Below are 21,817 nucleotides of genomic sequence, written 5' to 3'. Positions count from 1 at the left end.
CTGGCGACCCGGCTCTTCTGCTTGGCAGTATTGGGAGGGTCCCCGTGATGCGTGAGCCGGTTCTTTCGCTGCGTGGCATCAGCAAACGCTATGGTCCGCTTGAGGTCCTGAAGAATGTCGATCTCGATGTCCATGCAGGCGAGGTGGTGGCGCTTTTGGGCGAAAACGGCGCAGGAAAATCCACGCTGTCAGGTATCATCGCGGGGTCGCGCGCGCCTTCGCAGGGCACGATGACATGGCTTGGTCAACCCTATGCGCCCGCCTCGCCGCGTGACGCCATCGACAAGGGCGTGGTCCTGATCCACCAGGAACTGAAGCTTCTACCCGAATTGTCTATTGCCGAAAATGTCTTTATCGGACGCTGGCTGATGAAGAACGGCAAACTGGACCGCGCGGAAATGGTTCGGCGCGCACAGGAGCAATTATCGCGCCTGAACCTTCATATTCCTGCGACCCGAAAAGTGGCAGGACTGTCCACCGCAAACCAGCAGCTTATCGAGATTGCAAAGGCCCTGACATTGAATGCCAGGCTGCTTATTCTCGACGAGCCGACGGCGGCACTCGGCGGAGCCGAGACACAGGCGCTGTTCGAACAGGTGCGCAAATTGCGGGCAGAAGGCGTCGGGATCATCTATATTTCACACCGCATGGAAGAAATCCGTCAAATCACCGACCGCATCGTCGTTTTGCGCGATGGTGTGCGCGTCAACGAGTTTGCCGATAGCGCAACGCCCGTGCGCACCGTCGTGGAAAGCATGGTGGGCCGGTCGCTGGAGCGTATGTTCCCGCCAGTGCCCGAAGCGCAGGATAGGGTGGTGCTAGAGGTAAAAGGCTTGACCGGGGCAAACAATGCGTTTCGCAATGTCAGCTTCGATGTGCGGGCTGGCGAAATTCTCGGGATCGCCGGGTTGATCGGTGCGGGCCGAACGGAACTCGTGCGCGCCATTGCCGGCGCCGACGCGATTGCGGCAGGAGAAATCCTTCTGGATGGCAGGCCACTGATGCTGAAGACGCCCGCGGACGCTATCGATCATGGTATCGTCATGGTGCCTGAGGATCGCAAGATTCAGGGGCTCGTGGTGGACCATGAAATCGCAGAGAATATTCTCTATGCCAACCTCGATCTTCTTGGTACGGGCTGGGTCACGCCTGGCGGGAAACGCCGTTTTGCCAATGCTGCGATATCGAAATTCGGTGTGAAGGGATCCGGTGAGCAGCCTGCATCAGACCTTTCCGGCGGCAATCAGCAAAAAGTCGTCATCGCCAAATGGCTGGCGCGCAATCCGCGTGTCGTTGTGCTGGACGAGCCGACACGCGGCATTGATGTCGGCGCGCGTGCAGGCATTTACGATATTATCGTCGATCTGGCGAAACAGGGCGTGGCAGTGATTGTCGTCAGCTCCGATCTGGAAGAGGTGCTGGGCGTGTCGGGTCGCATCCTCGTTCTTGCCCAGGGAAATCAGGCTGGAATTCTTGACCGTGAAGAAGCAAACGATGTCTCGGTCATGGAACTGGCGACAATCTGAAGAAGGGAGTTCCTATGTCCACCATAACCCTCAACGCGCCGAAACTCTTCGATCTTTCCGGTCGGGTCGCATTTGTCACCGGTGCCGGTTCCGGCATTGGTCAGCGTATTGCCATGGGTCTGGCACAGGTTGGCGCCGATGTCGCGCTGCTCGACCGCCGTACCGATGATGGACTGGCACAGACGGCGGATTTCATTGCCAATCTAGGCCGAAAGTCGGTTGAGGTCGCCGCAGACGTGACAAGCAAACAGGCGCTGGTCGATGCGGTGGCCCGAACAGAAGCGGAGCTTGGTCCGCTTGCGCTTGCGGTCAATGCGGCCGGTATAGCCAATGCAAACCCGGCGGAGGAAATGGAGGAAAGCCAGTTCCAGACCATGATGGACATCAACCTCAAGGGTGTCTTTCTCTCTTGCCAGGCAGAAGCGCAGGCGATGCTGAAGCATGGTGGCGGTGCAATCGTCAACATCGCGTCCATGTCAGGCGTCATCGTCAATCGAGGATTGACGCAGTGCCATTACAATGCCTCCAAGGCTGGCGTGATTCACATGTCCAAATCCATGGCGATGGAATGGGTTGGTCGCGGAATTCGCGTCAACACAATCTCGCCCGGCTATACGGCAACGCCGATGAATACCCGCCCGGAAATGGTGCACCAGACCCGGCTTTTCGAGGAGCAGACGCCGATGCAGCGAATGGCGCATGTAGACGAAATGGTCGGACCGGCAATTTTCCTGCTTTCCGATGCGGCAAGCTTTGTGACGGGTGTCGATCTTCTGGTGGATGGCGGTTTTTGCTGCTGGTAGGCGGCGTCGCGTAAAACCTTTCCGGATCCGGCTTTCCGTTCAGAGTTGTAAAAGACAAGAGCCTGGACAATGTCCGGTGAACATTTTGTTCACCGGACGCGCTCCAGATGGTGGCGCAGGATCAGCGGGATCATGCCGCCGTGATTGAGGATTTCCAGTTCCTGGTCGGTTTCGACGGCGGCTTGTGCATGGATCGCCTGCCGAACTCCGGAAGCGTCAATCAGCGTCAGGGGGATTTTTCCACGCGGCGTGACCTGGTCGGCCTCGATTTCGATTATGTCCGATATGCCGACGCTGAATGGTCCATCTGCGGGAAGGATGATCGGAAGAACGCCCATGCCGATCAGGTTTGTTCGGTGAATTCGTTCGAAGCTTTTTGCAATGACGGCGCGTGCGCCAAGCAATGCCACGCCCTTGGCCGCCCAATCGCGTGATGATCCCGCACCATAACGTTCTCCGGCCACGATGACCACGGAACGCTCTTCCTTTCTGTAACGCTCTGCGACATCGAACAAGGCGCCTTCCTCAAGTGTCGGCGCGTGGATCGTCGATAAGGCGGGGCGTCCGTCAATCAGAAGGTTGGCTGCGGTTTTGTTGTCGAACAGGCCACGGATCATGGCTTCCCAATTGCCGCGCCGTGCGGCATACACGTTGAGATCCTTAGGAGGATTGCCTGCGCCTGTCAAATAGCGACCGGCCAAGCTCTGCGCATTGATCTGACCGGCAGGCGAGATATGATCCGTCGTCATATCGTCGCCAAGAACCAGCAACGGATGTGCTTTATAGCGGCCTAGCCGGCTTGGTGTGGTTGCAGCGGCAAAGGGCGGACGCCGGATATAGGTCGAACTGGCATCCCATGGGTATTTTGACGATGCCGGCGCATCCAGCTCTGCCCAGGCCCTGTTTGCGGCAGCGCGGTGAAAGGCGGCGGCGAAGTCGTCAGGTCTTGAGTAGTCCCTGACGACCGCCTCGATCTCCTCATCGGCCGGGAGGAGATCACGCAGATACACGGTTTTCCCGTCTGCCGTCTCCGCGACCGGTCTATCCATGGGATCGTCACAGATTTTCCCCAGAAGAGCCATGGCGACGACGTGCGGAGGCGATGCCAGAAAGCCGAATTGCAGGCTGGGATGAACCCGGCCGGGAAAGTTACGATTGCCCGATAGGAGTGCCGTAGCGATTGTGCCATTGGCCACGGCTTTTGCCATGTCCGGCTGGAGCGGGCCGGAATTGCCGATGCAGGTCGTGCAGCCGTTGCCGACAATCCCAAATCCGACGGCTTCCAGCTCCTCCAGCAGGCCGCTTCGCCGGAGAAAAAGCTCTGCCGATGGCGATCCGGGTGCCAGCGACGTCTTTACCCAATGCGGCGGGCGCAGGCCCAAAGCGCTGGCCTTGCGTGCAACCAGGCCGGCTGCGGCCAATAGACGTTGGTCAGACGTATTGGTACAGCTCGTCACGGCGGCGATGGCAATGGCGCCGTCCGGGATGCCATTCGTCACTGGTTCGAATTGCCGGCCAGCCGCAGTTTGCAGTGCGCTGGCTGCGGCGTTGAGGGAAAGCTTGTCCTGTGGGCGCCGTGGTCCGGCTAAAGTGGGGCCGACGGTTGCGAGATCGATAGCGATGACCCGTGTGTAGCGCGGCTCGGTTTTCGCGTCGAACCATAGACCCATAGCCCTGGCGACCTCTTCGACCAGGGTGCAATGCAGGCTCGCGCGTCCGGTCTGTCGAAGATAGGCGACCGTCTGCTCATCAATTGGAAAGTAGCCGGTCGATGCACCATATTCCGGCGCCATATTGGCAACCACAGCCCGGTCGCCTGCTCTGAGCGTCGAGACACCGGGTCCGAAAAACTCAACGAACTCCCCCGAAATCCCGTGACGGCGCAGGACATGCGTTACCTCAAGTGCAAGATCGGTTGAAAGCACGCCTGGGGGCAATTTGCCTGTCAGCCGCACGCCAACGACATCCGGAAGGCGGATGGTGACAGGCAGACCGAAGAAAACACTTTCCGCCTCCAGGCCTCCGACACCCCAGGCCAGCACGCCTATTCCATTGATCATCGGCGTGTGGCTATCGGTGCCGATCAACGTATCGGGCGTGGCCCATTTTTCTCCATTCTGTTCCTCGATCTGGATAACTGTCGCCAGTTGCTCGAGATTGATCGTGTGCATGATGCCGGTTCCAGGCGGATGGACCCTGACGCCGGGAAGAACGGTCGTTGCCCATTTCATCAGTCTGTAGCGCTCACTGTTGCGCTCCATCTCCCGATGCATGTTGAAATCCAGGGCATCGGCCATGCCATAGCGGTCAACGCCGACGCTGTGGTCTACCGACACATCGACGGGAAGTACCGGTGTAAGGCCTGCCGGATCGCCCCCAGCCTCAGCGATGGCGTCACGCATGGCGGCAATATCGACAAGGGCAGGTACACAGGTCGTATCGTGCATCAGAACCCGCGAGGGGTGGAAGGCGATCTCGGCATTGCTTGTGCCGTTCTTCAACCAATCCCTCAGGTTTTGTGCGGCTGCGCTTTCAAGATGTGGGGTCTTGCGGACGATGTTTTCAAGGAGGATGCGGTGAACCCATGGCAGCCGCGCCAGGTCTTCGCCGAAGATGCCGACAAGATTGACGGCATTGAGATCACCACTTGACGTATGGATGCGCTGTATGGCCAAGATGGCCTCCTAAAAATGACTTTTATGATTTAAAAAGCCAATATTGATTGACTGTCAACGAAAAAACCGACGCAAATTGGCTTTATCTGTGCTATCGCATCCAAATTGTGAGGCCTTGTTCTTTTCCCCGGCCTGCCGATGCGTTATCCTGCCTCCGTTAAAGGACCGCTTCAGGACAGGTAAAATGCGCTCAAGCCAGTTGGCTCAGACCATCGCGAATGAAATCACGCTGCTCGTCACGTCCGGGGAGCTGGTTGTGGGCAATCATCTGAAAACACAGCAGCTAGCCGACAGGTTCGGCGTTTCGCGCTCGCCCGTGCGGGAGGCGATGGAGATGCTTGCCGCGCAGGGGCTGCTCGAGCAGAAAGAAAATCGCGGTTTCTTTGTCAAGGAGATCACGGAGAGCATCGCCGAACGTGTGCGCGAAGATGCCGAGCCCTTCGAGGTGGCCAACGACTATCAGCGTCTGGCGGAAGATTGGCTTACGGATCGGATTCCGACCGAAGTTACCGAGCAGATGCTGAGAGAGCGCTATGACCTGACCAAGGCGCAGGTCAGCGATGTACTGATGCGGGCTGCGCGGGAAGGCTGGGCGGAGCGAAAGCAGGGCTACGGCTGGCGGTTTCTTCCCGTGGCCAAAACGCCGGAAGCATTCGAGCAGATCTATCGCTTTCGGATGCTGATCGAACCGGCGGCAATGCTGGAGCCGGAGTTCCGGCTTGACCGGAAAATCATCGAGGAACAACGACGCATTCAGCTGCGGATGCTGGATACCGACATCGAGCGACTGCCGGCCGAACGGCTTCTTCACAATGGCGCGCTTTTCCACGAAGAACTCATCAAGATGTCGAACAATCCGTTTTTCCATCTTTCTCTCATGCGGGTGAACCGAATGCGGCGCCTTCTTGAATATCGCTCCCGCGTTGATCGTAGCCGCACTGTTCGTCAATGCCAGGAGCATCTCGAAATCCTTGATCTTCTTGAGCGCGGCGAGGTCGTCGAGGCATCCTATGCGATGCGCCAGCACCTCAGCGGTGCGCTCTCCAAGAAATCGCCCGTGACATGGTCATGGTCGCATCAGGCACACGAAAAAGAAATTCTTACAAAATAGTTATTGTATTTTTGGATTTAAAAAGCCAATAATCTGCCTGTGACATTGCGCGGCGATCCCGCTCGTCGCTTCATGGGAGATTATCAGATGAGAATATTCGTGACGCCGTGTGATGGGATCGGTCCCGAGATCACAGCGGCTACAATGGAGGTCTTGAAGGCCACCGATGCGGCCTTCGGGCTGGGGCTCGAATATCATTTCGAGGACACAGGCTTCACCAGCCTGGAGAAGTTTGGAACCACCTTGCGCGACGAAACGATCGAGCGGGCGCGCAGCTTCGATGGCATCATCCTTGGGCCGCAGTCGCACATGGATTACCCGGCCCGCGACAAGGGCGGTGTGAATGTTTCGGCCGGCTTTCGCGTCAAGCTCGATCTTTATGCAAATGTCCGTCCGGCCCGCTCTCGGCCGTTCCTCAACGATGCCAAGAAGATGGATCTCGTCATCATGCGCGAGGCAACCGAAGGCTTCTACCCGGACCGTAACATGTATGCCGGCACCGGCGAATTCATGCCGACTCCGGATGTTGCGCTTTCCGTGCGCAAGATCACGGCCCATGCGTGTGAGCGCATAGCGCGTCAGGCTTTCCTTCTGGCAATGAAGCGTGACAAGAAGGTCACGGCGGTTCACAAGGCAAACAATTTCATCCTGACGGACGGGTTGTTCATGCAGCAGGTCCGCAAGGTTGCGGCCGAATTTCCCGAAGTTACCCTCAATGACGTAATCATCGATGCGATGGCGGCACATCTGGTGCGCGACCCGTCCCGTTTCGATGTGATCGTGGCGACAAATTTTTATTCGGACATCCTTTCGGACCTTGCCAGCGAACTTTCCGGCAGCCTCGGTCTTGCCGGATCCATCAATGCCAATGCCGAGACCGGTCTCGTCTGCGCCCAGGCACAACATGGCTCGGCACCCGATATTCAAAACAAGAACATTGCCAACCCGACATCGCTTATCCTGTCGGCGGCGATGATGCTGAGCTGGCTTGGTGAGCAGCGTGGTCTGCCGCAATTCGAAGCCGCCGGTGCGGAAATCGAGCGCGCCGTCGATGAGGTGCTTGCCAATCCTTCATCTCGTACCCGCGACCTCGGCGGCAATATCAATACAGATGCCTTTGGTGCGCTTGTTGCCAGGGCCGTGCAAAATCGCGGCGGCGACCGAAAGGTTGTCAATGCCTGATAAAATGCATTTTGGCATTGGGAAAGCCAATAATGCATGATCGGAGGAGGCGAGGACATAAGTCCTCGCTTATATGCCCGGAGGAGAATGGAGCCGGGCGCTTTTGGGGAGATCAGAAATGAACATGCATATTGCAGGGCGGTCTACAGCTTTGGCTGTAACGACGGCGCTTATGACCGCATTGGCAACCGCCGCACTTGCGCAGGAAATTCCTGCCGGCTATCCGGCCGATTACGCCGACCTCATCGCCAAGGCGAAGAAGGAGGGCACGGTCTCGATCTACACATCCACCGATGCCGCCCAGTCGCAGAAACTGCAAGACGGCTTTACCAGGAAATATGGCATCAAGATCGCCTATAACGATCTTGGCACCAACGGCACCTATAATCAGGTGATTTCGGAGGCCGCGGCCCGCCAGACAACCGCCGATGTCGTCTGGAGTTCGGCTATGGACCTGCAAATGACGCTCGTGCAGGAGGGCTATGCGAGCGAATATTCCTCGCCCGAGGCTGCGAGGTTGCCAGCCTGGGCCAACTATAAGAACGCCCTCTTCGCAACGACCGTTGAGCCCATCGGGGTGATCTACAACACCAAGGCGCTTGCAAAGGAAAGGCTGCCGAAAACCTATGCCGACATGATCACCTTTCTGAAGGACAACAAGGCGACACTCCAGGGCAAGGTGGCAACCTTCGATCCTGAAAAGTCAGGCTCCGGTTTCCTTCATCATTCCAACGATGCCCGCAACCGCAAGGATTTCTGGGATCTTGCCAAAGCAATGGGCGCAGATGGCGCCAAGATCTATTCGAGCTCCGGCGGCATGAAGGAGACGGTGGTATCGGGCGAAAACGTCATCGCCATCAATATCATCGGTTCCTATGCGCTGGATTGGGTCAAGGAAAGTCCAAATCTCGGCGTGCATTTCGCGAAGGATTATACGCCGGCCTTTTCGCGTCTGGCGCTGATCACCAAGGATGCGCCGCATTCGAATGCGGCCAGATTGTTCATAGACTACATGCTCTCGAACGAAGGCCAGTCCCTTCTTGCGGCAGGCGGCCTGCCATCGGTGCGCGAGGATGTTACCGCCGGCCTCAACATCAAGACGCTCAATGAACGGGTTGGAGGTGGCCTGAAGCCGATCGCCGTCGATGAAGGCGTTCTGGAATACATGGACCAGATGAAACGGGTCCAGTTCCTCAACGACTGGAAGGCAGCCCTCGGCCGCTGATGCTTCGCTCACCGCGGCGCTGTCCGGGCGTCGCGGCTCCGCTCCTTCATGCGAGAGGCAAGGAATGTCTACCCACGCTCAAGCACCGGCCGCTATCGAGCTTTCGAAAGCCGCAGCCGAAAAGAAATATCCAGCGAAAATGCCGCGCCACGGCAATGCTACACTTTACAGGCGTATCGTCATCAGCCTGCTTGCGATCGCGGTGCTGGCTCCGGTCGGCCTGATCGTCTATCAAAGCTTTCTGACCGCCGCCTTCTTCAGTCCGCGCGCGAAATTCGGTCTCGACGCCTACCGCTATGTTTTCTTCGACAGGAATTTCTATCGTGCGCTCGGCACGACCGCAGTCTTTTCCTTCGGCATGGTTGCGATCGCCGTACCGCTTGGCGGCCTGCTCGCCTTTTTGATCACACGCACCGACATCAAGGGAAAGCGCCTGCTGGAAATCCTTGTTCTGGTGCCGATGTTCATCTCCTCGATCGTGCTGGCCTTTGGCTATACGGTCTCCGTCGGTCCGGCGGGTTTCGTCTCGCTTTTCGTCCGCGACCTGATCGGCGTGGTGCCCTGGAACATCTACAGCCTTCCGGGCATGATACTGATTGCCGGCTTGAGCCACGTACCGCATGTCTATCTTTATGTCTCCTCCGCAATGCGCAATCTGCCGTCCGATCTTGAGGAGGCGGCGCGCACGACCGGGGCTTCGATCTGGCAGGTCTCGCGCGACGTGACGCTGCCAATGGTCCTGCCGGCGCTGATTTTCGCCGCCGCGCTCAATATCCTGCTTGGCTTTGAAACTTTCGGCATTCCCCTGGTGCTTGGCGATCCGAACGGCATCATGGTGCTCACCACCTATATCTACAAGCTTACGACGTTGTTCGGCACGCCGACTTACCAGCTTATGGCCGTTGTTGCGGTGGTCCTCGTCCTGATCACGCTGCCGCTGGTGTGGATGCAGCGCAAGCTGTTGCGCAACTCGCGCAAATATGCGGCAATGGGCGGCAAGGGCGCACGGGTCTCGACGCTCAAGCTCGGACGAAGCGGCCAGATCATTGCCCTTTCGATCATTGGGCTCTGGCTCTTTGTCTCGGTGGTCTTGCCGATCGGCGGTATCACGGCGCGTGCTTTCGTTGATGCCTGGGGGGAGGGCGTCAGCCTTTGGGATCAACTGACATTGTCGAATTTCAGCCGTATGCTGGAGGTGCCGAGCCTTTATAACGGCATCGTCAATACCATCCTTCTTTCGGTTGTCGGCGGCGCGGCCGCGGTTGCAATCTATCTGGCGGTTGGGCTTGCCGGACACCGGAATTGGGGAATGTCGAATGCAGTGCTCGACTATATTGTCCTGTTGCCGCGCGCCCTGCCGGGTCTGGTCGTCGGTCTGGCATTCTTCTGGGTGTTCCTGTTCGTTCCGTTCCTCACGCCATTTCGTCCCACCCTGGTCAGCCTGTTCGTTGCCTATCTCGTCGTCGGCCTTTCCTACGGTTTGCGGCTGTTGCAGGGCACCCTCATTCAGGTCGCTCCCGAGCTGGAGGAGTCGGCGCGCACGACCGGCGCCACCATCGGGCGCACCTGGAAGGATGTGGTCATCCCGATTGTCCGGCCAGGTCTGGCCGGTGCCTGGGCACTGATCATGATTATTTTCCTTCGCGAATATGCAACGGGTGTCTACCTCATGGGCGCCGGCACCGAAGTGATTGGCTCGCTCATGGTTTCGCTTCTGCAAACCGGCGCCATGAACACCATTGCCGCGCTCGCACTCATCAGCATCGTATTGACAGGCGCAGGTCTCGCACTCGCCCTGCGTTTAGGAGCAAAAATCCATGACTGAACTCGTTGTCAGCAATGTCGAGAAATGGCTGGGCGGTCTGCAAATCCTGAAAGGCGCCTCTTTTACCGCACAGCGGGGATCGATCGTCGCGCTTCTGGGCGCGTCGGGGAGTGGCAAGACCACGCTGCTGCGCTGCATTGCCGGGCTGGAACAGCCGGAAGTCGGCCAGATTGTCATCGGCGGCAAAACCGTTCTTGACGGTCAGCAGAAAATTGCGCTTCCACCCGAGCAGCGCAATATTGGGCTGGTTTTCCAGTCTTATGCGCTCTGGCCGCACCGGACCGTCAAGGAGAATGTCGGCTACGGCCTGAAGTTGCGCAATGTCGCTCAGGCCGATATCGAAAAGCGCGTGCAGGCTATCCTTGAGCGGATGGGGCTTGGCCATCTTGCGGATCGTTTTCCCTCGCAGCTTTCCGGCGGGCAGCAACAGCGCGTCGCAATCTGCCGCGCGCTCGTCTACGAGCCGCGCGTTCTGTTGCTTGACGAGCCTCTGTCCAATCTCGACGCCAAGCTGCGTGAGGAGGCGCGCTACTGGATTCGAAAGCTGATCCTCGATCTGGAAATTTGTGCAATCCTCGTCACGCACGACCAGAGCGAGGCGCTGGCGGCTGCCGACAATATCCTTCTTCTACAGGACGGTCGGATCGTACAGCAGGGTGCCCCACAGGAAATCTATTCCAACCCGAACAGTTTTTATTCAGCCGATTTTCTGGGCGCCAATAATATCGTCAAGGCGAAGGTCAAGACCGTGGATGGGTCCCGCGCTGTCATCGGCGGCGAGAATTGGGATTTGGCAGGCACAGTGCTTGAGGCATCGGGCCTTGGCGCCACGAAGGATGCGCGTGCGGTAATCCGCGTCGAGCAGATCAGCGTGAGCGATGAACCCCATCCCGGCGCGATCGAAATGAGCCTCGACGACAGCATCTATCTTGGCGATCGCTGGGAGTATCGTCTGCGTCGAGGGGATTTTGTCGCCAAGGCGCATGGGGCCAGGCAATTGCGATCCGGAACCGTCTGGGCGCGCATTCCACCGGAAAGCGTCTGGGTGTTTTCGGCGGGCCAGAAATAGTCGGCCCTCAAGCGGCGGCTGGCCGTCCTGCATGGCGGCCAGCAGTCTCGCTGGAGCATTGACGTCAGGCCGCATGTCCGGCGGCATTGCTCTTACTTTTTGTGTTGACGCATTTGCAGACGCAGGACCGAACCCAGGTCTTGCCGGAAATGCTCCAGGATTGCCATCATGACAAGACAGCCAAGGATCGCGCTTATTCACGCAACGGCAATTGCAATCGATCCGATCAAAAACGCTTTCGACACCGGCTGGCCGGAGGCCGACCGGGTCAATATTCTGGAAGACAGCCTTTCGCTCGACAGGGCGAAAGACAGTGCCGTTACCGACCGGATGATGGAGCGCATTCTGGCGCTGTCGAAATATGCCCGCATGATTGGTTCCGATGCCGTCCTCTTTACCTGCTCTTCCTTCGGCACGGCAATAGAGCGGGCGGCATCCGTTCTCGATATACCCGTTCTCAAACCCAACGAGGCGATGTTCGAGGAAGCAATCCGCAGTGGCGGACGAACTGCCATGCTTTACACCTTCCCGCCAGCGCGGGAGGGAATGGAGACTGAATTTCGCGAGGAGGCCGCGCGCATAAGCCCTTCCGCCGAAATTGAGAGCTTTCTTGTCGAGGGAGCCATCGACGCGATCCGCGCTGGCGACGAAGCCACCCATAATCGTCTGGTGGCAGAGGCCGCTGCAAAGCTTGAGGATTTCGATGCGATCACGCTTGCGCATTTTTCAACGGCACGGGCGCGGGGCGCGGTGCAGGCGGTCACGCCCATTCCGGTTCTGACCAGTCCTGACGCAGCGGTTGCGAGGCTGCGCCGTCTGCTGACCTAGAGCATTGTCCCGAAAAAAGTGTCGTCACGGTTTTCCGTCCGGAAATGCGTAAAAACAAACATTGAGAGCGTCCCGTGAAACAATGAAGCGGCCTGGCGCAGGCACTTTGAAACTGCGGTCGAATTGGGAGGAAACATTTATGAGCAATGTAGTGCTGACACGCAGGCAAGCGATGCAGGCAACGGCGTTGGGGGCTGTAGCGGGCATGGTTCTCGCTCCCGATATGGGGGCTGCGCAGGAGGTTCCGTTCTCTGCGGGAAATACCGCTCCAAAGTTCAAGCTGCCGCCAAAAGCCTGCGATGCGCATTTTCACATCTATGACAGCAGATTTCCGGCGGCGGCCAATGCGAGCCTCATACCACCGGACGCGAGCGTGAGCGATTACAAGCGGCTCAAGACGCGGCTCGGCTTCGAGAGAAGCATCATGGTCCAGCCTTCGACCTATGGCACCGATAATTCCTGCCTGCTTGAAGCCTTGGGCAAGCTCGGCAGCAGCGCAAAAGGGATCGCGGTGGTCGATACATCCGTAACCGATGCCGAACTCAAGCGCCTGGACGCTGCCGGGGTTTGCGGTATCCGGTTTAACCTGGGACGAGCAGGCGCGACGACCGAGGACATGATCGAACCTTTGTCGAGGCGGGTTGCTGACCTCGGATGGCATATCCAGGTTCATATGAAGGGGGACGACATCGCCAGGCATTCCAGGCTTTTCCAAGGGCTTCCCGTCACCATCGTCTTCGACCATCTCGGACGTATCCCGCAACCTGACGGCACGGCGCATCCGGCCTTCAAGGTCGTCGCCGACCTGCTCGATAAGGGCAAAGCCTACACGAAGCTTTCGAGCATCTATCAGGATACGTCGGTGGGGCCTCCAACCTATGACGATATGGGCCAGGTTGCGAAAGCCTATATCGCGCTGGCGCCAGACCGCGTGCTCTGGGCCACCGATTGGCCGCATCCCTCTCCCGGCAGGTTCGGCAAGCCGGATGATGCCTTGCTGTTGGATCTTTGTGCGCAATGGGCGGGCGACGACAAGACCCGACAGAAGATCTTTGTCGATAATGCCGCCGGGCTCTACGGCTTCTAAGCCGCCGATACGCTGAAAGAGAGGGTTACGAATGCTTCTCGGGGTCATTGCTGACGATTTTACCGGTGCGAGCGACATCGCGAATACGATCGCGAAAGGACTGTGCGGGGAGGGTGGGCTGCGCACCGCCCAGTTCCTCGGCATTCCCGAACAGCCGGCGCCCGGTGGGATCGAGGCGGGCGTTATCGCCCTCAAGTCGCGCTCCATTCCGGCGGCAGAAGCGGTCGAACAGTCGCTGGCCGCGCTTGCCTGGCTTCGGGCGCAAGGCTGCGGCCAGATCATTTTCAAATATTGCTCGACATTCGACTCGACGCAGCAAGGTAATATCGGTCCCGTCGGTGAAGCGCTCGCGAATGCGCTGGGTGTGAAGGGCGTGGTGGCGTGTCCTGCATTTCCCGGTGCCGGGCGAACGCTTTATCAGGGCCATCTTTTCGTGAAGGACAGGCTGCTCAATCAATCCGGGCTTGAGCATCACCCGCTCAATCCGATGACCGATCCCGACCTCAGGGGCTGGCTGCGGCTCCAGACAAATTCCCCGGTCGGGCATGTCGCATGGGCAAGGGTGGCCAAGGGCACGGCCGCAATTGACGCCGACCTCAAGCAGGCTTCCGAGGCTGGCGAAACCATGGTTATCGTGGACGCCGTTTCGGATGACGACCTTATTGTTATCGGCGAGGCGCTCCGGGATGCCCCGTTGATAACAGGTGGCTCAGGCATCGCGATCGGGCTGCCACGCAATTTCATCCGCCGAGGCCTGGCCAAAGGCAGCAAGGCTGTGACGCCTCCGATAGCCGGCCCGGAAGCGATCCTCGCCGGCTCCTGTTCGGGTGCGACGCGGGGGCAGGTGGATCAGCACAAGGCAAGGCATCCCGCCCTGGCTCTCGATGTCGATAGCGTCATGACCGGTGAAACGACATCGCGTGAGGCCGTCGAATTCATCACAACCAATCACGGCAAGAGCCCGCTGGTCTACTCTTCCGGCACGCCAGAAGAAGTCGCAAGACTTCAGGAGCGTTACGGACGCGATAAGGTTGCCCACACCCTCGACCGGCTGTTTGCCGATACCGCCCGTGAACTCGTCGCACGCGGCGTGCGGCGTCTCGTCGTCGCTGGCGGCGAAACCTCGGGCGCGGTTGTTTCAGCACTCGATCTAGGCCCGCTTGCGATTGGCCCCGAGATCGATCCGGGCGTGCCCGTCCTTGTGTCGGGCGGCAGTCGGCCCGTCGCGCTGGCATTGAAGTCGGGCAATTTCGGAGCGCCCGACTTTTTCGAAAAGGCGCTTGGGAGGCTCGAAGGAAAATGAGGGACGAGACCCGCATCCGTGAAGACATTGTTCGGCTGGCGAGGTCGCTCTACGACCGCGGTTATTCCGTGGGATCGGCAGGAAACATCAGTGCCGCCGTGGACGACGGTATCTTGATGACACCGACCAATTCCTGCCTCGGCTTCCTCGATCCGGCCAGAATTTCCAAGCTCGACCGTGACGGCAGGCATGTCTCGGGAGAAAAGCCTTCCAAGGAAGTCTTTCTTCATCGGGCCTTCTACGAAACGCGGCCACAGACGGGCGCGGTTGTGCATCTCCATTCGACGTTTGCAACAGCGTTGTCCTGCCTCGCAGACACAAATCCCGATGATTGCGTGCCACCGCTGACACCCTATGTCGTGATGCGGGTCGGGGAGGTGAAATTGTTACCCTATGTCCGCCCGGGCGACGAAAAAATGGGCGACATGATCAGGGAGCTGAAGGGCAGGTATGCCGCGGTGCTGTTGGCCAATCACGGCCCCGTGGTCAGCGGCAAGGATATTACATCCGCCGTCTATGCTGCCGAAGAGCTGGAGGAAACCGCCAAACTTCTCGTGATGTTACGCAACTGTCAAACCCGGCTTCTGACGACTGAACAGGTGCAGGAGCTCAAGATTGTATTTTCCGGATATTGAGGACACTATGAAGACCGCCGATCTCGTCGATGCTCATGGCGATGCCGTTCGCTTCTGCAATCTACCCTTCATCAAGCTTGGAAAACGAAAGCTTTTCAGCGGACCGATCCACACAGTCAAATGCTTTGAGGATAACGCGCTGCTGAAAGCCGAGCTTCAGAAGCCGGGCCATGGCCGGGTGATGATCGTCGATGGCGGCGGCTCAACCCGTTTTGCGCTTCTGGGAGACCAGATCGCGCTCATTCTGAAAGAAAATGGCTGGGCTGGTATTGTGATCAATGGCTCGGTCCGCGACAGCGCCGAAATCGATCTGATGGATGTCGGCGTGTTCTGCCTTGCCACCACGCCCAGGAAGTCATCGAAGGATGGTGCGGGAAAGGCAGGAATCAAGGTCAGCTTCGGGGGCGTCGATTTCCTTCCGGGTGAATTTGCCTATGCCGATCATGACGGTCTTCTTGTCTCTGATGCGGACTATACAGCGCCGTGCGTTTTATCAAACGCACGAAGGACGCTGTAACACTTTAAATCTGCTGCATAATTTTCACCTTAAATCGATTCCGATTTAAGGAATTATGCAGTAGGGCGCGGGTGACACCTCGATTGGTTGAGGCGATGGCAGTTTCGCCTCGCTTCGCGCCGGTTCATGCCAAGCGGGCTGTTTCAGACGGAAAGCCATCACCTAACACTGTTGGCTGCGCCTTTTGGACCTGCCTGTCACGCCGACCTGAAATTCGTGGTGCTTTCGCGGATTGGGTCGGCTCCTGTCATGCTGTGCGCGGCAAAATTCTGCGAATTTTTTTTCCACACCACCGAACGGAAATCCGATGATAACATCCATAAATCCCGCTGACGGCCTCCCGATTGGCACCTACGATCTGCACGACGACGCCCATATAGAGCGTAAGCTCGCCGCTGCCTCGCTCGCCCAGAAGGAGTGGAGAAAAAAGCCGGTTGAAGAGCGCGTGGGGCTACTGGTCGCCATGGCGAAAGCGCTGCGGTCCGGCAAGGGCAAATATGCCGAAATGATTACCCGCGAAATGGGCAAGCCACTTGCGGAAGCGGAGGCCGAAATTGAGAAATGCGCCTATAACTGCGATTTTTATGCCGAACATGCACCACAATACCTGGCGGACGAGGCCGTAGCGTCGAACGCCACCGAAAGCGTCGTGGCCTTCGATCCACTTGGGGTGGTCCTGGCGATCATGCCGTGGAACTATCCGTTCTGGCAGTTTTTCCGGTTTGCTGCTCCTGCCTTTGCTGCCGGAAACGGCGCGATCCTCAAACATGCCAACAACGTGCCGTCCTGTGCGCTCGCCATCGAGGAGATCATGCGGGAGGCGGGCTGCCCTGTGGGCTTGTTCGCGACCCTCCTGATCGAGCCGTCGAAAGTCGCGGGTATCATTGAGGATCACCGCATTGCCGCCGTAACGCTGACGGGCTCGACCGAAGTCGGTGCGATCGTTGCGTCACAGTCTGGAAAAGCACTCAAGAAGCAGGTGCTCGAACTCGGCGGCTCGGATCCCTTCATCGTGCTTGCGGATGCCGACATCGAGGAAGCAGCAAGGGTGGCGGTCAAGGCGCGCTTCATCAATGTCGGTCAGTCCTGCGTCAACGCCAAGCGCTTCATCGTCGAGGATGCGGTGGCGGACAGGTTCGTCGAGTTGTTCTGCGCCGGTGTTGCTGCGCTCAAGGTGGGGGATCCAATGGAGCGCGACACCAATATCGGGCCGATGGCGCGAAGAAACCTGCTCGATACTCTTCATGACCAGGTTGAACGCACCGTTGCAAGCGGGGCGGCACTGAGGGCGGGCGGGCATCCGATTGAGCGACCGGGCTTTTATTATGCGCCAACGGTGCTCGACCATGTTACGCCAGACATGGCGGCGTTTCGCGAGGAAACATTTGGACCAGTCGCGGGCGTCATCAGAGCGCGGAACGCGGACCACGCAATTCAACTGGCCAATGACAGCGAATTCGGGCTGGGTTCTGCGCTATGGACCCGTAACCTGGACCATGCACGCACGCTCGCACGGCAGATCGAGGCCGGTGCCGTGTTTATCAACGGCATGACCGCGTCCGATCCCCGCTATCCCTTCGGCGGCATAAAGCGCTCGGGTTATGGTCGTGAACTGGGCGTTTACGGAATCCGCGAGTTCGTGAACATCAAAACAATCTGGGTCGGACCGGCAAAGGCCGCCGCCCTGACGCCGAAAACAGCGCAATAGGAAAATACAAATGGCCAAGCCAGCAATCCTGCGACCAAATGAGCTCAAGACCAATGAACGCGGGGGTGGTGCGCGCACCACGCCGCTGGTGACGCGGGCGTGTGGATCCACCAGCATGATCAACGGCATCACCGCTTTTGATCCGGGTGCGGCAATCGGGCTCCACAGGCATAATTGCGAAGAGAGCGTGATGATCCTTGACGGTCAGGCGATCGCCGAAATCGATGGCGTGCAATATCCACTCGGACCCAACGACACCACCTGGATTCCGGCAAACGTCCCTCATCGCTTCATCAATGCCTCTCAGACGGAGCCCATGCGTATCTTCTGGATCTATGCCTCGATCGATGCGACACGGACGATGGTCGCCACCGGAGAGGAACGGCCAATCGATGCGGAACACGGGACGGAGCAGAAACCATGATTGGCAAAGTCCTGAAAGCTCCCCGCTGGCGGACTTTGGATTGCCGCGTCCTTTGAGCACTTTATAAAACGCGCAAAGGACGCTTTCCCGGTGTCTAGGCTTGCATAAATGCAAGCCTAGCCGGCGACTGTTCGGACCGAAGCCGCCGATGGCAGTTAGTCGATATTCATTGGCGTATCATTGAGATACGGCCATGCGGCAATTGCCTATATTGACGAGGGTTGCTGTTTTGGTGTCGCGGCCGCAACTTGCACCGTCATCGGCAAATTCGGGAGATTGGATCGTGGTCGAATCATTGGTTGATCAGGACCTTGGGTCGTCAGAGGCAGGTTTTCATCCCCATACCTCTCATTGGGGTGTCTTCTCGGCGCGGATGACAGGAGATCGGCTGGAAGTCAGGCCGCATCCGGGTGATCCCGACCCGAACGAGATACTCCAGAATTTTCCCGCCGCACTGCGCCACCGCGCCCGTATTGCCCAGCCGATGGTTCGCAAGGGCTGGCTGGAGAACGGTCCCGGACCGGACAGCCGCCGTGGGCGAGACGAATTCGTTCCGGTGTCGTGGGAAACGGCGCTCGACCTGCTCGGCAAGGAACTTTTGCGTATCCGCGACGGGGCTGGTCCCGGGGCGATCTTTGGCGGCTCCTACGGCTGGTCGAGTGCCGGTCGTTTTCATCATGCCCAGAGCCAGATCCACCGCTTTCTCAATGTCGCCTGCGGTGGCTATGTCCGTTCGGTGACGAGTTATTCCTCCGGATCGTCACAGGTTCTCATCCCGCATATCATTGGCGATCATGAAGGGCTTACCAAGAGGAACGTTTCCTGGGAGCAGATCGCGGAGCACACGGAGATCGTCGTGGCCTTCGGCGGTATGGCTCTGAAGAATGCGATGGTGGCTGGCGGCAGTGTCAGCCAGCATGTCGAGCGTCCCGCCATGCAGCGTGCCGCGGCGCGCGGCTGCAATTTCGTGCTGGTCAGTCCCTTGCGATCCGATCTGCCGGAGGAGGCCATGGCGGAATGGGTGTCCTGCACCCCCGGCAGCGATACGGCCCTGATGATGGCGATTGTTCACACGCTGGTCGTTGAAGGCAAACACGATCGGGCCTTCCTGGAACGCTATACGTCCGGCTGGCCGGTCTTCGAGCGTTACCTGCTGGGCGAAACGGACGGCCAGCCAAAGGATGCCGCCTGGGCGGCGCCGCTCACCGGCGTTTCGGCCGGGGACATCGTTGCGCTTGCGGCAAAGCTTGCCGGCAAACGTTCGCTGATCGTTGTTTCGCATTCGTTGCAGCGCGCCGAACATGGCGAACAGCCGGTCTGGATGGGCATGGTGCTTGCCGCCGCCCTGGGCCAAATCGGGTTGCCCGGCGGCGGCTATGCTTATGCGCTCGGCGCGATTGCCTATTACGGACGCCGTTATAATGCCGTTCCAATTCCAACGCTGTCGCAGGGACGCAACGGCATCAGCGACTTCATCCCTGTTGCACGCATTGCCGACATGCTGCTCAATCCTGGCGATTCCTACCGTTTCAACGGCGAAACCCGCCAGTACCCCGAGATCAAGCTTGTTTACTGGGCCGGTGGCAACCCGTTCCATCATCACCAGGATCTCAATCGTCTGCGCAAGGCGTTTGCCCGGCTTGACACGCTTGTTGTCCATGAGCTTGCCTGGACGGCAACCGCCCGCCATGCCGACATCGTCCTGCCTTGTACGATGACGCTTGAACGTGAGGATATTGGCGCCAACTCCAATGATCCCTTGCTGGTGCCGATGCATCCCGTCGCGCGTCCCTATGGTCAGGCCCGAGACGACTATGCGATCTTTGCAGATCTCGCGGAACGGCTCGGTGCACGCGAGGCCTTCACGGAGGGGCGAACAGTGCGGCAGTGGCTGGAGCATCTCTACGGGCAGACCCAGGCGGGACTGGCCGAGAAGGGACTGCCAGCGCCGGATTTCAACGAATTCTGGGAAGGCAATGGATTGCTGATGCCGCAGAAGCCCGACGATGGCGGGTATTTGCGCGCCTTTCGCAACGATCCGGATGCCAATCCCTTGCCGACGCCGAGTGGCAAGCTTCAGATCTACTCCGAGACCATAGCGAGCTTTGGAGAGGCCGATTGTCCCGGCCATCCCACCTGGCTGGGTCCGGTCTATGCTCCCACCGAGGCAACGCCATTCGTGCTGATCTCCAATCAGCCAAAGACCCGGCTGCACAGCCAGCTCGATTTTGGCGGTCACAGCATTGCCTCCAAGCATCGGGGCCGCGAGGTGGCCACCATGCATCCAGAGGATGCGGAAATGCGCGGTATCTCGCAAGGCGATATTATCCGCCTGTCGAACGAACGCGGCGCCTGCCTCGCCAGTGCCGCGCTTTCCGACAGCATCCGGCGTGGCGTGGTCCAGCTTGCGACCGGCGCGTGGTACGATCCGCAGGATCCGAAGGAGGAGATGCCTCTTTGCGTGCACGGCAACCCGAATGTGCTGACCCGCGACATCGGCACATCGGCGCTGGCCCAGGGGTGCACAGGCCAGTTGACCAACATTCAGGTGGAGCGCTTCGAAGGCAACCTGCCGGAAATCCGGGCATTCGATCCGCCGGTGTGATGGCCTTCAGGCTTGACGTTGTCGGTTGCACTTTTGAAAGTGCGCAGGCGGTATGCGAACATATCTCAAAAGACCTGTTGAAAGCGATCTGGAGCGGTGACAATGAAGATAACCAAAGTCGAGACACTGGAAATCGATCTCTCCGGAGAAAACGGTATCGCGCTCTGGCGTCCGATCTTCGCGCGCATTCATACGGATGAGGGCATTACCGGGCTTGGGGAGGCGTCGCTGGCCTTCGGCACGGCATCGGAAGCCGTCGGCCCCATGATCCGCAAGCTGGGTGAACGCTTTGTGCTGGGGCACGATCCCAACGATACCGAAACCATCTGGGAACAGATGCTGCGGCAATCCTTCTGGGCGCAGGGCGGTGGGCCGATCATTTTCGGCGCAATGAGTGCCCTTGATGCGGCGCTCTGGGACATCAAAGGCAAGGCTGCGGGCCAGCCGGTACACCGCCTTCTCGGCGCGAGAACGCCTGAGCCGCTGCGTTGCTATGCCAGTCAGCTGCATTTCGGTTGGGAGGCGCAGCACAAGATGCACGACGATCCGGCCGAATATCGTGCCACGGCGCAAAAAGTGCGGGAGGAAGGTTATGACTGCGTCAAGCTTTGCCCGGTCTATGTCGCGCCGGGCGGCGGCCGGGCACGGCATCGCAGCCTGCTGACACCGGAAAGCAGAAATGTGGCGCGTGCCCGAATGGCTGCTGTCCGGGAGGGCGTCGGGCCGGACGTCGATATTATCCTTGAATTGAACGGGCTGACCTCGACCGCATCTGCCTTGCAGATTGCGGAATTATGCGCCGAATTCGACATTCTTTTCGTTGAGGAACCGACACACTACAATAGCCCCGATGCTCATCTGAAAGTGGCGTCACGCTCGCCTATCCCGATGGCAACCGGCGAGAGACTCTATACGCGGTGGGGTTTCCTGCCCTATCTACAGGCGGGCGCTATCGACATGATCCAGCCCGATATTGGTCTTGTCGGAGGAATTTCCGAGGGCATGAAAATCGCCCATCTCGCCCACGCCTACGACGTCGGCGTACAGACCCATATCTGCGGATCGCCGCTGGCCACGGCGATTGCGCTGCAATTCGAAGCGGCTATTCCGAATTTCGAAATCCATGAACATCATACCTTCGCGCTCAAGTCCTGCAATCGCGATCTGTTCGAGGAGGACTTGCAGCCGGTCAGGGGCCGTCTGGCTGTGCCGACCGCGCCAGGCTTCGGCATGACGCTCAGGAAAGATGCCGAGGCACGCATGGAAATCGCTTCGGTCGCGCTGAAATAGGACT

17 protein-coding genes are annotated in these 21,817 nt (G+C 58.9%); 16 read left to right on the top strand and 1 reads right to left on the bottom strand.

The annotated features are described in order from the left end of the window. Window positions 1-47: 47 nt before the first annotated feature. Together T424_RS0117495 and T424_RS0117490 are read left to right on the top strand one after the other, a co-directional pair. Window positions 48-1,526 carry a sugar ABC transporter ATP-binding protein gene (locus tag T424_RS0117495; RefSeq protein ID WP_027488881.1) on the top strand — a complete coding sequence of 493 codons (1,479 nt, stop codon included), beginning with the start codon at window positions 48-50 and terminating at the stop codon, window positions 1,524-1,526. 14 nt (window positions 1,527-1,540) lie between these two features. Next, on the top strand, window positions 1,541-2,329 hold the full coding sequence (locus T424_RS0117490) for an SDR family oxidoreductase (RefSeq protein ID WP_027488880.1): 789 nt from the start codon (window positions 1,541-1,543) through the stop codon (window positions 2,327-2,329). Window positions 2,330-2,418: 89 nt separating this feature from the next. On the opposite strand, the gene acnA is transcribed toward T424_RS0117490, so the two are convergent. Then, window positions 2,419-5,004 (bottom strand): aconitate hydratase AcnA, encoded by a 2,586-nt coding sequence (acnA, locus tag T424_RS0117485; protein WP_154664974.1) that lies wholly within the window; start codon window positions 5,002-5,004, stop codon window positions 2,419-2,421. Between the two features lie 184 nt (window positions 5,005-5,188). Here acnA and T424_RS0117480 point away from each other — a divergent pair, with 184 nt between their 5' ends. The 14 genes from T424_RS0117480 (at window position 5,189) to T424_RS0117415 (ending at window position 21,813) form a co-directional block, all read left to right on the top strand. Then, window positions 5,189-6,115, top strand: coding sequence for a GntR family transcriptional regulator (locus T424_RS0117480; RefSeq protein WP_027488878.1), 927 nt, complete (start codon window positions 5,189-5,191; stop codon window positions 6,113-6,115). An 87-nt stretch (window positions 6,116-6,202) separates the two neighbouring features. After that, the gene (locus tag T424_RS0117475; RefSeq protein WP_027488877.1) at window positions 6,203-7,297 is read left to right on the top strand and encodes an isocitrate/isopropylmalate dehydrogenase family protein; all 1,095 of its coding nucleotides are present in this window, start codon (window positions 6,203-6,205) and stop codon (window positions 7,295-7,297) included. A gap of 118 nt (window positions 7,298-7,415) precedes the next feature. Then, window positions 7,416-8,522, top strand: coding sequence for an ABC transporter substrate-binding protein (locus T424_RS0117470; RefSeq protein WP_027488876.1), 1,107 nt, complete (start codon window positions 7,416-7,418; stop codon window positions 8,520-8,522). A 64-nt stretch (window positions 8,523-8,586) separates the two neighbouring features. Beyond that, window positions 8,587-10,347: an ABC transporter permease gene (locus T424_RS0117465; RefSeq protein ID WP_027488875.1), complete on the top strand. Its 1,761-nt coding sequence runs from the start codon at window positions 8,587-8,589 to the stop codon at window positions 10,345-10,347. Next, window positions 10,340-11,416, top strand: coding sequence for an ABC transporter ATP-binding protein (locus T424_RS0117460; RefSeq protein WP_027488874.1), 1,077 nt, complete (start codon window positions 10,340-10,342; stop codon window positions 11,414-11,416). Before T424_RS0117465 ends, T424_RS0117460 begins: the two co-directional genes overlap by 8 nt. 168 nt (window positions 11,417-11,584) lie before the next feature. Next, window positions 11,585-12,244, top strand: coding sequence for an arylsulfatase (locus T424_RS0117455; protein ID WP_027488873.1), 660 nt, complete (start codon window positions 11,585-11,587; stop codon window positions 12,242-12,244). A gap of 139 nt (window positions 12,245-12,383) precedes the next feature. Continuing rightward, entirely contained in the window at window positions 12,384-13,331 is a 948-nt protein-coding gene (locus T424_RS0117450) for an amidohydrolase family protein (protein ID WP_154664973.1), read from the top strand. A 31-nt stretch (window positions 13,332-13,362) separates the two neighbouring features. Next, a complete protein-coding gene (gene otnK, locus T424_RS0117445) occupies window positions 13,363-14,634 on the top strand; it encodes a 3-oxo-tetronate kinase (RefSeq protein ID WP_027488871.1) in 1,272 nt (423 codons plus the stop codon). Next, complete coding sequence (gene otnC, locus T424_RS0117440; protein WP_027488870.1) at window positions 14,631-15,269, top strand: 3-oxo-tetronate 4-phosphate decarboxylase; 639 nt, start codon at window positions 14,631-14,633, stop codon at window positions 15,267-15,269. The genes otnK and otnC overlap by 4 nt, the downstream gene beginning before the upstream one ends. A 7-nt stretch (window positions 15,270-15,276) precedes the next feature. Beyond that, complete coding sequence (gene rraA, locus T424_RS21405; RefSeq protein ID WP_051559181.1) at window positions 15,277-15,786, top strand: ribonuclease E activity regulator RraA; 510 nt, start codon at window positions 15,277-15,279, stop codon at window positions 15,784-15,786. 307 nt (window positions 15,787-16,093) lie between these two features. Further along, window positions 16,094-17,494: an NAD-dependent succinate-semialdehyde dehydrogenase gene (locus T424_RS0117430; RefSeq protein ID WP_027488869.1), complete on the top strand. Its 1,401-nt coding sequence runs from the start codon at window positions 16,094-16,096 to the stop codon at window positions 17,492-17,494. A 10-nt stretch (window positions 17,495-17,504) separates the two neighbouring features. Beyond that, window positions 17,505-17,918 carry a cupin domain-containing protein gene (locus tag T424_RS0117425; protein ID WP_027488868.1) on the top strand — a complete coding sequence of 138 codons (414 nt, stop codon included), beginning with the start codon at window positions 17,505-17,507 and terminating at the stop codon, window positions 17,916-17,918. A 283-nt stretch (window positions 17,919-18,201) separates the two neighbouring features. Continuing rightward, window positions 18,202-20,523, top strand: coding sequence for a molybdopterin guanine dinucleotide-containing S/N-oxide reductase (locus T424_RS0117420; RefSeq protein ID WP_269076448.1), 2,322 nt, complete (start codon window positions 18,202-18,204; stop codon window positions 20,521-20,523). 102 nt (window positions 20,524-20,625) lie between these two features. Next, on the top strand, window positions 20,626-21,813 hold the full coding sequence (locus tag T424_RS0117415) for a mandelate racemase/muconate lactonizing enzyme family protein (protein ID WP_027488866.1): 1,188 nt from the start codon (window positions 20,626-20,628) through the stop codon (window positions 21,811-21,813). Window positions 21,814-21,817 lie beyond the last annotated feature (4 nt).

The sequence above is a fragment of the Allorhizobium undicola ORS 992 = ATCC 700741 genome (assembly GCF_000621665.1).
Classification (GTDB): Bacteria; Pseudomonadota; Alphaproteobacteria; order Rhizobiales; family Rhizobiaceae; genus Allorhizobium; species Allorhizobium undicola.
Note: the sequence above shows the minus strand (reverse complement) of the source record. Positions and strands in the feature narration are given on the sequence as shown.

Excerpts from the sequence above, each read along its gene's own strand:
- T424_RS0117495 (WP_027488881.1), top strand. The coding sequence starts at position 48 with ATGCGTGAGCCGGTTCTTTCGCTGCGTGGCATCAGCAAACGCTATGGT.
- T424_RS0117490 (WP_027488880.1), top strand. The coding sequence starts at position 1,541 with ATGTCCACCATAACCCTCAACGCGCCGAAACTCTTCGATCTTTCCGGT.
- T424_RS0117480 (WP_027488878.1), top strand. The coding sequence starts at position 5,189 with ATGCGCTCAAGCCAGTTGGCTCAGACCATCGCGAATGAAATCACGCTG.
- T424_RS0117475 (WP_027488877.1), top strand. The coding sequence starts at position 6,203 with ATGAGAATATTCGTGACGCCGTGTGATGGGATCGGTCCCGAGATCACA.
- T424_RS0117470 (WP_027488876.1), top strand. The coding sequence starts at position 7,416 with ATGAACATGCATATTGCAGGGCGGTCTACAGCTTTGGCTGTAACGACG.
- T424_RS0117465 (WP_027488875.1), top strand. The coding sequence starts at position 8,587 with ATGTCTACCCACGCTCAAGCACCGGCCGCTATCGAGCTTTCGAAAGCC.
- T424_RS0117460 (WP_027488874.1), top strand. The coding sequence starts at position 10,340 with ATGACTGAACTCGTTGTCAGCAATGTCGAGAAATGGCTGGGCGGTCTG.
- T424_RS0117455 (WP_027488873.1), top strand. The coding sequence starts at position 11,585 with ATGACAAGACAGCCAAGGATCGCGCTTATTCACGCAACGGCAATTGCA.
- T424_RS0117450 (WP_154664973.1), top strand. The coding sequence starts at position 12,384 with ATGAGCAATGTAGTGCTGACACGCAGGCAAGCGATGCAGGCAACGGCG.
- otnK (WP_027488871.1), top strand. The coding sequence starts at position 13,363 with ATGCTTCTCGGGGTCATTGCTGACGATTTTACCGGTGCGAGCGACATC.
- otnC (WP_027488870.1), top strand. The coding sequence starts at position 14,631 with ATGAGGGACGAGACCCGCATCCGTGAAGACATTGTTCGGCTGGCGAGG.
- rraA (WP_051559181.1), top strand. The coding sequence starts at position 15,277 with ATGAAGACCGCCGATCTCGTCGATGCTCATGGCGATGCCGTTCGCTTC.
- T424_RS0117430 (WP_027488869.1), top strand. The coding sequence starts at position 16,094 with ATGATAACATCCATAAATCCCGCTGACGGCCTCCCGATTGGCACCTAC.
- T424_RS0117425 (WP_027488868.1), top strand. The coding sequence starts at position 17,505 with ATGGCCAAGCCAGCAATCCTGCGACCAAATGAGCTCAAGACCAATGAA.
- T424_RS0117415 (WP_027488866.1), top strand. The coding sequence starts at position 20,626 with ATGAAGATAACCAAAGTCGAGACACTGGAAATCGATCTCTCCGGAGAA.